General features: G+C 64.7%; 10 protein-coding genes. All 10 read left to right on the top strand.

Annotated elements, in window-relative coordinates; translation table 11 throughout:
* Nucleotides 1-40: 40 nt before the first annotated feature.
* Nucleotides 41-934: a UTP--glucose-1-phosphate uridylyltransferase gene (locus Q0330_RS08575; RefSeq protein WP_299477334.1), complete on the top strand. Its 894-nt coding sequence runs from the start codon at nt 41-43 to the stop codon at nt 932-934.
* Nucleotides 934-1,935 (top strand): UDP-glucose 4-epimerase GalE, encoded by a 1,002-nt coding sequence (galE, locus tag Q0330_RS08570; protein WP_299477331.1) that lies wholly within the window; start codon nt 934-936, stop codon nt 1,933-1,935. Before Q0330_RS08575 ends, galE begins: the two co-directional genes overlap by 1 nt.
* Nucleotides 1,925-3,172 (top strand): glycosyltransferase family 1 protein, encoded by a 1,248-nt coding sequence (locus tag Q0330_RS08565; RefSeq protein ID WP_299477327.1) that lies wholly within the window; start codon nt 1,925-1,927, stop codon nt 3,170-3,172. Before galE ends, Q0330_RS08565 begins: the two co-directional genes overlap by 11 nt.
* Nucleotides 3,173-3,244: 72 nt before the next feature.
* Nucleotides 3,245-4,231 (top strand): glycosyltransferase family 2 protein, encoded by a 987-nt coding sequence (locus tag Q0330_RS08560; protein WP_299477324.1) that lies wholly within the window; start codon nt 3,245-3,247, stop codon nt 4,229-4,231.
* The gene (locus tag Q0330_RS08555) at nt 4,228-5,913 is read left to right on the top strand and encodes a beta-1,6-N-acetylglucosaminyltransferase (RefSeq protein WP_299477321.1); all 1,686 of its coding nucleotides are present in this window, start codon (nt 4,228-4,230) and stop codon (nt 5,911-5,913) included. The genes Q0330_RS08560 and Q0330_RS08555 overlap by 4 nt, the downstream gene beginning before the upstream one ends.
* The gene (locus Q0330_RS08550; RefSeq protein WP_299477318.1) at nt 5,906-7,297 is read left to right on the top strand and encodes a hypothetical protein; all 1,392 of its coding nucleotides are present in this window, start codon (nt 5,906-5,908) and stop codon (nt 7,295-7,297) included. Before Q0330_RS08555 ends, Q0330_RS08550 begins: the two co-directional genes overlap by 8 nt.
* Before the next feature lie 169 nt (nt 7,298-7,466).
* On the top strand, nt 7,467-8,483 hold the full coding sequence (locus tag Q0330_RS08545; RefSeq protein ID WP_299477315.1) for an Hsp33 family molecular chaperone HslO: 1,017 nt from the start codon (nt 7,467-7,469) through the stop codon (nt 8,481-8,483).
* Nucleotides 8,480-9,151, top strand: a complete 672-nt coding sequence (locus Q0330_RS08540) for a CoA pyrophosphatase (protein WP_299477312.1) — start codon at nt 8,480-8,482, stop codon at nt 9,149-9,151. The genes Q0330_RS08545 and Q0330_RS08540 overlap by 4 nt, the downstream gene beginning before the upstream one ends.
* Nucleotides 9,148-10,308 (top strand): CCA tRNA nucleotidyltransferase, encoded by a 1,161-nt coding sequence (locus Q0330_RS08535; RefSeq protein ID WP_299477309.1) that lies wholly within the window; start codon nt 9,148-9,150, stop codon nt 10,306-10,308. The genes Q0330_RS08540 and Q0330_RS08535 overlap by 4 nt, the downstream gene beginning before the upstream one ends.
* Nucleotides 10,305-11,647: ABC transporter ATP-binding protein (locus Q0330_RS08530; RefSeq protein ID WP_299477306.1), on the top strand; the 1,343-nt coding region annotated here is incomplete at its 3' end. The genes Q0330_RS08535 and Q0330_RS08530, both read left to right, overlap by 4 nt.

Raw genomic sequence — 11,647 nt, 5'->3', positions numbered from 1 at the left:
GAAACTATTAGCGGTGAACCGCTAGACAAGGACTCACAATATGAGCCGCAAAGTAACGAAAGCCATATTCCCGGTTGCCGGGCTTGGCACCCGTTTTCTGCCCGCCACCAAGTCGATCCCGAAAGAGATCATGACCCTTGTTGACCGGCCACTGATTCAATACGCCATCGACGAGGCACGCGCGGCTGGTATCGAAGAATTCATCTTCGTGACCTCTCGCGGCAAGGGTGCGCTGGAAGATTACTTCGATCACGCGCATGAGTTGGAGGCCAATCTCAAGCGCGGCGGCAAGTCCGATCTGCTGGACATCCTGCGGGCCACCAACATGGATTCCGGCGCCATCGCCTATGTGCGCCAGCACAAGGCCATGGGCCTCGGCCACGCGGTCTGGTGCGCGCGCCGGCTGGTGCCCAATGACGAACCCGTCGCCGTCATTCTGACCGATGACGTCATCATGGGCGAGCCGCCCTGCCTTCAGCAGATGATCGAAGCCCATGCCGAAACCGGCGGCACCATGGTTGCGACCATGGAGGTGCCGATGGAAAAGACGAAATCCTACGGTGTGCTCGACGTGGCCGAGGATATGGGCGCCATCGTCAAGGCCAAGGGCCTGGTCGAGAAGCCGAAGGAAAACCCGCCATCGAACCTCGCGGTGATCGGGCGCTATATCCTGGCGCCGACGGTGCTGAACAACCTCAACAAGCTGCGCGAGGGTGCTGGCGGCGAAATCCAGCTGACCGATGCCATCGCCGACGAGATCGTCGAGGGTCGCGATGTCTTCGGATTGCGTTTCCGGGGCCAGCGTTACGATTGCGGTTCCAAGGCCGGCTTCCTGCAGGCCACCGTCGCCTTCGGGCTGGAACGTGATGAGCTGCGCGATGAGTTTCTGGAATATCTGCAAGAGATCCTCTCGTTGCAGCGCGCGGCTGAGTAATGACCCGGGCAGTTCTGGTGACTGGTGGCGCCGGTTATATCGGCTCACATGCCTGCAAGGCGCTGAAACTGGCCGGCTATCTGCCGGTCACCTATGACAGCCTGATCACCGGCTGGCGCGATGCGGTGAAATTCGGCCCGCTCGAAGAAGGCTGCCTGACCGACCGCGCGCGGCTGGATCAGGTCTTCGCCCGCTACAAGCCGGTGGCGGTGATGCATTTCGCCGCCCTCAGCCAGGTCGGCGAGGCGATGTCGCAGCCCGGCAAATACTGGCGCGGCAATGTCGGTGCCTCGCTGGAGCTGATCGAGGCGACGCTGGCGGCGGGCGTGCGCGATTTCGTCTTCTCCTCGACCTGTGCCACTTATGGCGATCAGGACGGGGTGGTGCTGGACGAAGACAGCGATCAGATGCCGCTCAACGCTTATGGCGCCAGTAAGCGCGCCATCGAGGACATGCTGAAGGATTTCGGTGCCTCGGACGGGCTGAACAGCGTGATCTTCCGCTATTTCAACGTTGCCGGCGCCGATCCCGATGGCGAGGTGGGCGAATTCCACCAGCCCGAGACGCATCTGGTGCCGCTGATCCTCGACGCCATCGACGGCAAGCGCGCGGCGCTGACCATCCACGGCACCGATTACCCGACCGAAGACGGCACCTGCATCCGCGACTATGTTCATGTCATGGACCTGGCTGACGCCCATGTGCAGGGGCTGGACTGGCTCTTGGCCGGGAAAGGTCCGACCACGGGCGGGGCGGAAGTCTTCTGCCTTGGCACCGGCACCGGCTTTTCGGTGCGCGAGGTCGTGGCCGCTGCTGGCAGTGTGACCAACCGCGCCGTGCCCATGCAGGACGGGCCGCGCCGGGCGGGGGATGCGGTCAAGCTGGTCTCGGGCAGCGCCCGGGCAGGCGCTGTGCTGGGCTGGACTCCGGCACGTTCCACCATGCCGCAGATGATCCGCGACGCCTGGCGCTGGCATCAGAACGGCGGGTATGAGCGCTGATCCCGCGATCCTCCTCGATGTCTCGCGACTGGTGTCGCGCATCGGCACCGGCCCGCTGACCGGAATCGATCGGGTCGAGGCGGCCTGGCTGTCCCATCTCGCGCCCCGCGAACACCTGCTTCTCTGCCGGGTCAGCCGTGGCCAGCTTCTGCTGCCGCCCGAAGCCGGCCCTGCCATCCTGCGCTGGATCGAGGGCGACATGGCCGGTCTGCCGGCCAGGCCCGGCTGGCGCGAAAGGCTGGCCCGCCGATCCGGTCCGGTCGCCTGCGCCATGACCGACTTGCGCCGCATGGCCATCGCCAGTGCCGGGCGCTCTGGCACCGGTCTGGCCGAGGTCGCGCGTCGACACCTGCCCGAAGGCGCCGCCTATCTGAATGTCGGCCATGCCAATCTGGATCGCCGGCTTCTGGCCGGCCTCAAAGGATTTCGACGGGTGGTGATGATCCATGACACCATCCCGCTCGATCACCCCGAATACACCCGCGACGGCCAGTCCGAGAGGTTCCGCACCCGCTTCATGACCGCGATGTCGCTGGCCGATCAGGTCGTCGCCATCTCTGACGCGACGGCGGCGCAGATCGAGCTTTGGCGCGGGCGGCTTGGCGTGACCCATCGCGCGCCCATCGTCACCGCCCATATCGGCACCGTGCTGACCCCCGCCGATCCCGGCGCAATCCCTACGGACTTCGACCTGTCTCGCCCGTTCTTCCTGAGCCTCGGCACCATCGAGCCGCGCAAGAACCACGCCCTGCTGCTGGACGCGTGGGAAGCCCTCGCCCGGCGACTGCCCGAAGCCGGTATGCCCCGGCTTTTCATCCTTGGCCGGCGCGGCTGGAACAATGAACAGGTCTTCGCCCGCCTTGATCGCCTGCCCGAAGACAGCCCGGTGATCGAACGCGCCGGCCTGCCAGATGCCGCCGTCGCTGCGCTGATGGAGCGTGCGCATGGCCTGCTCATGCCCTCCCATGCCGAAGGCTACGGCCTGCCCCTGACCGAGGCGGCGGGGCGCGGCGTTCCGGTTCTGTGCACGCCACTGCCTGCCGCGCGCGAAATTCTGGGCGATTATGCGACATATCTGCAGCCTGAGGCTGTCGAAGATTGGGCCACACATATCGCAGCCCTTGCGCAGAGCCGACCTATCCGTATGACTGGTCCGAAGATTGCAACCTGGGATAGTCATTGCAAGCGTATCATCCGGTTGCTCGGTCATCCGGTTGGGGGCGGGGCGGCTGAATAGAATGCAGATTTAATAAAGGTCTGATCGTCACTGGTGCGTTTGGGAATTCGGTCAAGTTGGAATGCCCTCAAATTGCGGGCGACGCGGCAATGGTATCTTGGCCGCGCGATCCGGCGTCGTCGTGGGGTCGTGCCGGTGAATGTCCGGCTGGCAAAGCCCACGAAGAACGCGAATCTGTGTTTCGTCACCTTGAGGAATGAGCGGGTCCGGTTGCCGTTTTTCCTCAGTTACTATCGCGACATGGGCATCGACCATTTCCTGATCGTCGATAACGGCTCGGACGATGGCAGCCGTGAATACCTGTTGCAGCAAGAGGATGTGTCGCTCTGGCAGGCGAAAGGCAGCTACAAGGCCTCGCGCTTTGGCATGGATTGGCTGAACTGGCTGCTGTTCCGCTATGGCACCGGCAACTGGTGCCTGACGGTGGATCCCGATGAATTCCTGGTCTATCCGCATTGCGATACGCGGCCCCTGAAGGCGCTGACGCAATGGATGGATACCTCGCGGATCAGATCGTTTTCGGCGATGCTGCTGGATGTCTATCCCGAAGGTCGGATCGGCGATCAGCCCTATCGTCCGGGCATGAACCCGATGGAGATCGCCTGCTGGTTCGATCCGGCGAATTACATGATCCACAAGAATGGCCAATATGGCAATCTGTGGATACAGGGCGGCCCGCGCGCGCGCAGCTTCTTTGCCCGCGATCCGAAGCTTGCGCCGGCGCTGAACAAGATTCCGCTGGTTCGGTGGCGCCGTCATTATGCCTATATCTCCTCGACCCATATGGCGCTGCCGCGTGCCTTGAACATCGTCTATGACGAGGAGGGCGGCGAAAGGATTTCCGGTGTCCTGCTTCATGCCAAGTTCCTGTCCACCTTCATCGAGAAATCGAGCGAAGAGATGGTCCGGGGCGAGCACTACGCCGACAGCCAGGAATACCGTGCCTATTCAGCCGGAATGGAGGACGACATGATCCTCTGGACCGAAGAATCGCGCTGCTATGAGGATTGGCGGCAGTTGCAGGAGTTGGGCCTGATCTCGCAGGGGAACTGGGCATGAGCGGCGTGGTCCGGATCGGCGTCGCTTTCCTTTGTCACGACGAATTGCAGGTCGCTGCCGACATGGTGCGCACCTGGCACGAGGGCGGCGCCGCAGTCGCGATCCATGTCGACCGGCGCACCGCCGAAGCGGATTATCAGGCCATGCGCGACAAGCTGGCCGATCTGGGCGATATCGTTTGGGTCGACCGGCAAAAATGCGATTGGGGCATGTTTTCGATGGTCGAAGCGACGCGGGCTGCGGCCCGCACGCTGCTGGACCGCTTCGATGATGTCAGCCATGTCTTCGTTGCGTCCGGCAGTTGTCTGCCGCTGCGCCCGATTCCGGAGCTTTGCGACTATCTTGGCCGCCATCCCGAGGTGGATTTCATCGAAAGCGTCAGCGCCCGCGACGTGGGTTGGACCGTGGGCGGCCTGAATATCGAGCGGTTCCAGTTCTATTTCCCGTTCTCATGGCGAAAGAACCGTCGGCTGTTCGATTGGACCGTCGCGCTCCAGCGGAAGTTGGGTTTGAAACGCAAGATGCCCGAGGGGATCGGCCCGCATCTCGGCTCTCAATGGTGGTGCCTGACGCGGGCGACACTGACCCGTATCTTCGATGATCCACAGCGCGAACAACTCGATCGCTTCTTCCGCTGGACCTGGATTCCTGACGAGAGCTATTTCCAATCCCTCTGCCGCAAGCACTCGATGCGGATCGAAAGCCGCTCGCTGACGCTGTCGAGCTTTGACGATCAGGGGAAGCCCTATAACCTTTATGGCGATCATGCCGACATTCTGGCAGGTTCGCGTTGCTTCGTCGCGCGCAAGGTCTGGCCCGGCGCGAAGGACCTGTTCGCGCGCTTCCCCGAAGATGCCGGCCCAGGCCACAGGCGCGATGAACCCGACCCCGCCCGGATCGAGCGGGTCATCGGCGCGACAGTCGCGCGCCGCCGTCTAGGTCGGCCCGGGCTGTATATGCAAAGCCGGTTCCCGCTGAAGGACCGTGAAAACGGCAAGACAGCTGAACCCTATGCCGTCCTGCAAGGCTTCACCGACCTGTTCCCAACCTTCGAGAACTGGCTCCAATCGCGGGTGGATGCCGATGTCCATGGCCATCTCTTCGCCCCCGAAGGCGCGGAATTTGCGGGCCGGCCCGCCATCGGGCCGGGCGGTCTGTCGCCCTTTCCCGAAAGCCGCGATTACGATGCTTTCGGCTTTCTCACCAGTCTCATCCGCATCTCCGAGCGGCCGCAGGTCTTCCAGTTCAGCCCCCGCGACAGTCAGGAGTTGAACTGGTTCATGGTCACCGATCCGAATGCCAGGATCCGCGTGATTACCGGCGCATGGGTGGTGCCGCTGATGCATTCCGACATGCCATTCGATGACATTCGCCGCATCGCAGCGCGCTTGCAGCGGATCGAACTGGTGCAACTTCGCGTCCTGCGTTCGGTCTGGGTCAAGGCGAATGTCGAGATCTGGGAGCTGTCGGATTTCGCCGCCCGCCCCGGTGCGATCCTGCAACGCGTGGTCCGCGACCTGAACTCTGCCTCGGGCATGTGGCCGCTTTATGACGAGCCGCCACCGCAACGCGATCTGGAACAGATCGGCCGTTTCCTGCAAAGATTGCGCAATGCCGGGCTGAAACCGCGCCTGATGGGGGATTTCCCGGCCACCCGCTCTGAGCAGGAATGGAATGTCTGACTTCAACAGCTTCGTCATCTTCGCGGAAATGCGCACCGGCTCGAACCTGCTGGAAGCGACGCTGAACGCGATCAAGCGTGTCACCTGCTTCGGCGAGGCCTTCAATCCCTATATGCTGGGCTGGCACGGCACCGACCAGATCCGCGGCGTCACCATGGCCGAGCGAGAGGCCGATCCCCTGCGCCTTCTCGACGCCATCACCTCGCGCGCGGATCACCTGTCGGGCTTCCGCTATTTCCACGATCACGACCCGCGCGTCTTTGATGCCATCATGGCCAATCGGCGCTGCGCCAAGATCATCCTGACCCGCAACCCCGTCGATAGCTATGTCTCGACCGAGCTTGCCTGGCAGACCAACCAGTGGAAGCTGAACGAGACCGAGACCCCGATTCCCGCTGCCATTACCTATGATGGTGCCGCGTTTCGCGAGACATTGGCGCAGATTCAGGCGTTTCAGGGCCGGGTGCTGCACGAGCTTCAGACTTCGGGGCAAGCGGCCTACTGGCTGAACTATGACGATCTGCGCGACAGCAAGGTGATGACCGGCCTGCTGCACTGGCTGGGCAGAACCGATCTGGAGGAGGTCGGCACCGCCTCCGATCAGGTGCCTCAGAACCCACGCGAAATGACGGAGAAGGTCAGCAATTTCGACGAGATGCGCGGTGATCTGGCGCGGCTCGATCCTTTCCAGCTCTCGCGCATCCCGACATTCGAGCCGCGCCGGGGTCCGGCCGTTCCCAGCTTCATCACGACCGAGGCGGGCGGCGGCCTGCTGTTCATGCCCGTGCGCGGAGGGCCGAGCGATCTGGTAGAGGCCTGGCTTGCGGCAGTGGGCGGTGAGGCTGGCGGAAATCACACCCAGAACAGCCTGCGTGCCTGGCTGCGCAAGCACCCGAACCGTCGCAGCTTCACTGTGCTTCGTCACCCGTTGCGGCGGGCCTGGGTCGCCTTCACCCATCTGCTCGGCGGTGCCCCGGCTGCGCTGCGCCAGCAATTGCGCGACATGAATCGCGTGGCGCTGCCCCCGGACGAGGCGCTTTTCGCGCTTGGTCCCGACGAGCAAGCCAGGATTTTTGCCGAGTTTCTGGATTTTCTGCGCCGCAGCCTGAATGGTCAGGTCAGCCTGCCGGTCCTGCCGATCTGGGCCAGCCAGACCGAGGTTCTGTCCGGGTTCTCGCGCTTTCTGTTGCCCGATATGGTGCTGCGGGAAGACACGTTGGAACGCGATCTGGGCTGGTTGGCGACAGCGGTGGGCCAGCCCCCGGCCCAATTGCCGGAACCGGAACCGATGCCGGATTTCCTGAATGACCGAGAGTTGCAGCAGGCCGCGCGTGCCGCCTATCAGCGGGACTATGTGCATTTCGGCTTTCCCAACCGGCCCTGACCTCGAAGCCGGTCTGCTTTCGCGACGACGCATGGTCACAGTTCCGATCTCGGCCTTCGCACTCCAACTCATCCGGCCCGGAATCGTGCCCCCTTGGGATCGCCGCCGACTGCCCTATATTGGTGCCTGACACGCGCCAAGCCGGCGCCGAAACATCCGAAGGTAACGCATGACCCAGATCAACCAGATCGCCTGGGACGATACGGTCCTGCCGTTCCAGCTTGACCGATCCGCCATTCGTGGCCGGATCGTGCGGCTGGACGGCGTGTTGGAACATATCCTGTCCCGCCACGACTATCCCGCCCCGGTCGCTGCTGCGGTGGCCGAACTGGCGCTGCTGACCGCGCTGATCGGCCCGACGATCAAGCTGCGCTGGAAGCTGTCGCTGCAGGTGCGCGGCAAGGGTGCCATCCGCACTGTCGCCGCCGATTACTATGCCCCCGAGTCCGAGGGCGCACCGGCCCGCATCCGCGCCTGGGCCAGTTTCGATGCCGAAAGGCTGAACGATGCCCCGCATTTCGACCAGATCGGCGAAGGCTATTTCGCCATCCTGATCGACCAGGGGCCGGGCAGTCAGCCCTATCAGGGCATCACCCCGCTGGCCGGCGGCTCGCTTTCGGCCTGTGCCGGCACCTATTTCGCCCAATCGGAACAATTGCCCAGCAGTTTCGCGCTCTCCTATGGCGAATCCATCCTGCCCGGCCAGAAAGCCGGCTGGCGCGCCGGCGGCATCATGCTGCAAACCTTGCCGGCCCAACCCGCGCAGGGCGAAGGCGGCAGCGGCGAGGCCGGGCTGGTCGAGGCCGCCGATATCCTGCAAGGCGTCGAATCCGAGGATTGGACCCGCGCCAATCATCTGCTGTCCACGGTCGAGCAGATGGAGCTTGTCGGCCCCAGCGTCGCCCCGACCGATCTGCTGGTCCGCCTTTTCCACGAGGAAGAGCCGCGCGTCTTCGACCCGCAGCGCGTCGAATTCGGCTGCTCCTGCAGCGAGGAGAAGGTGCGTGGCACGCTCTCGATCTATTCGCAGAAGGATATCGGCCATATGACCACCGAGGACGGCAAGGTCACGGCGGATTGCCAGTTCTGCGGCGCGCATTACGAGCTCGACCCGCGCTCGCTGGGGTTCGAGGCGACGCATGATGCCGATGGCACACCGCTGACCGAGGCCAGGGCAGCCGAATGACAGGGCGCGCCGGACCTTTCCCGGCCATGGCAGAGGGGCCGCCATTGCGCGCGGCCCCTTCGGGCGTGGCCGGGGCGTCCGGTCAGAACCTGATCGACCGGCTGACGGCGGCGGTGCAGGCGCAAACCGGCCCCAGCTCTGATTTCGATACCAATCCCGAGATTGTGCCGCCAGCCCTGCCGCTGCGCGATGCCGGCGTTCTGGCGGCCTTTCACGAGGATGATGGCCGGCTTTACCTGACCAAGCGGGCGGCGACGATGCGCCATCATCCGGGCCAGATCGCGCTGCCCGGCGGCAAGCTCGACCCGACCGATGCCGATGTCATCGCCGCCGCCCTGCGCGAGGCACACGAGGAGATCGCGCTGGATCCGGCCCAGGTCACGCTGATCGGCACCCTGCCGCCGCATCGCACCGTCACCCAATTCAGCGTCACCCCGGTCATCGCCGTCATTCGCGGCCCCTTCACCCCGGTGGCCGAGCCGGGCGAAGTGGCCGAGGTCTTCACGCTGCCTTTCGCCCATGTCGCCAACCCGGCCCATTACCGGCTGGAAGGCCGGATCTGGCGCGACAGCTGGCGGGCCTACCGCGTCGCGCCTTACGGACCCTATTACCTCTGGGGGGCCACGGCGCGGATCCTGATGGGACTGGCCGAAAGGCTGTCGGCATGAGGATTCCGGGCGGATTTCCGGGCGATCCGGGATTGGGCCGGGTTCTGGCCATGCTGGACAGCGGCGGTCACCGGGCGCTGATCGTCGGTGGCGCGGTGCGCAATGCGGTGCTGGGCCAGCCCATCGGCGATATCGATATCGCGACCGATGCCCGGCCCGAACGCGTCGTCGAACTGGCGGCGGCGGCGGGGTTGAAATCCATCCCGACCGGGATCGAGCATGGCACCGTCACCGTGGTCTCGGGCGGCATCCCCTTCGAGATCACCACCTTTCGCCGCGATGTCGAAACCGATGGCCGCAATGCCACCGTCGCCTTCTCGGACCGGATCGAGGAGGACGCGGCGCGGCGCGATTTCACCATGAACGCACTTTACGCGACCGCCTCGGGCGAGGTGCTGGACCCGGTCGGGGGCTGGCCCGATCTGCGCCGCCGGGTGCTGCGCTTCGTCGGCGATCCCACGGCCCGCATCCGCGAGGATTACCTGCGCATCCTGCGTTTCTTCCGCTTCCTCGCCTGGTATGCCCAATCGAGCGCCCCCGGCACCATCGAGGCGATCTCGGCGGAAAAATCCGGCCTGCCGCGTGTCTCGGCTGAGCGGATCGGGGCCGAGATGCGCAAGCTTCTGGCCGCGCCCGACCCTTCGCCGGCCATGGCTTTGATGGCCGAAACCGGGGTGCTGGCGCTGATCCTGCCGGATGCGGATGCGGCGGACCTCGCCGCGCTCGTGGCGGCGGAACGGGCGTCCGAGGCCGCGCCGGACTGGCGCCGCCGCCTGTCGCTGATCCTGCCCGAAGGGGCCGCGAAACCCCTGCGCCTGTCGCGATCCGAGGCCACGCATCTGGACGCCCTGACCAAGGCGAGCACGCTTTCCCCGGCCGAGGCCGGCTTTCGCTACGGGGTCGAACTCGGCCGTGACGCCGCGCTGATCCGGCTGGCGCGCGGCGAAGACCTGCCCGCCGATTGGCCGATGCAGGTTCACAAGGGGGCAGACAGCCCGCTGCCCGTCGGTGCTGCCGACCTTATGCCCGATCTGGAAGGCCCGGCGCTCGGGCGCGGGTTGAAGGCTGCGGAAGCGCTTTGGATCGGATCGGGCTTTTCGGCTTCGCGTGACGTCCTGATCGCCGCCGCGAAAGACGCAGGCGGACCAACAGGATGAGCCTTCATTCCGTCTTCGCCCGTCAGATCGACGCCTTCCGTCCGGCCGAGGGGCCACCCCCGCAAACGCTGCTGCGCTTCATCGGCTGGGCGCTGAAAGGCTCGGGCCGGGGCCTGTCGATTGCGACGCTTGCCTCGGTGGGCAGCGGGGCGGCGGATGTCGTCTCGGCCACGCTTCTGGGTTCCGTGATCGACGCCGTGACCGGCGGCAGTCCCGGCACGATCTGGCAGGACAGCTGGCCGGTGATCCTTGGCTTCGTTCTGTTCTTTCTGGTCATCAGGCCGCTGATCCTCGGGCTTTCGACCGCCTCGTCGAATGTCATCATCGGTCCGAATATCCTGCCTCTGGTGCTGTCGCGGCTGCATCGCTGGACCATGGGCCAGTCGGTCAGCTTCTTCGACAACGACTTCGCCGGGCGGCTGGCGCAAAAGCAGATGCAGACCGCGCGCGCCATCACCGATGTCGCCGGCGAGATGGTGAACATCGTCGCCTTCGGGCTGGCGGCGATCATCGGCTCTGCTGCGTTCCTTCTGTCCATCGACGCCTGGGGTGCGGTGCTGCTGATCGTCTGGCTGGCATGTTATGGCGGGCTGATCCGCTATTTCCTGCCGAAGATCCGCAGCCGCTCGGCGGCGCGCGCCTCGGCCAGGGCGGCGGTCACGGGGCAGGTCGTCGACACGATCACCAATATCAAGACCGTGAAGCTTTTCGCCCATGCCGAGCATGAGGACCGCGCCGCCCTGTCGGCCATGGCCGGTTTTCGCGAGCGTGCGGTGGATTTCGGCGTCGTTTCGACATGGTTCCGGTTTTCGCTGATGACCCTGGCAGGCGTGCTGCCGGTCATTCTGATCGGTATGGCGATCCTTCAATGGCAGCAGGGCAACGCCACCGCAGGCGATATTGCCGCCGTCGGCGCAATCGCGCTGCGTCTCTCGCAGATGACAGGCTGGATGAGCATGGCGCTGATGGGCATCTGGGGATCCATCGGCGAGATCGAGGACGGGATGGAGACGCTCACCCCCACGCCGTCGCTGATCGACGCGCCGGATGCCTTGCCCCTGCATGAGGTGAATGGCGAAATTCGCTTTGACAATGTCAGCTTCTCCTATGGTCGCACGGATGGCCGGGGCGGTGTTTACGATATCGACCTGACCATCAGGCCCGGTGAAAGGGTCGGTCTGGTCGGCGCCTCGGGCGCGGGAAAGTCGACTTTGGTGGCGCTGCTGTTGCGGCTTTACGATGTCGAACAGGGCGCGGTCAGGATCGACGGGCAGGATATCCGCAAGGTCACGCAGGAAAGCCTGCGCCGCCAGATCGGCATGGTCACGCAGGAAACCGC

Origin of the sequence: uncultured Paracoccus sp. (genome assembly GCF_937873615.1) — a bacterium.
In the GTDB taxonomy this organism is placed as follows: Bacteria; Pseudomonadota; Alphaproteobacteria; order Rhodobacterales; family Rhodobacteraceae; genus Paracoccus.
The sequence above is the reverse complement of the archived record's forward strand: the minus strand, read 5'-3'. Positions and strand labels throughout refer to the sequence as shown.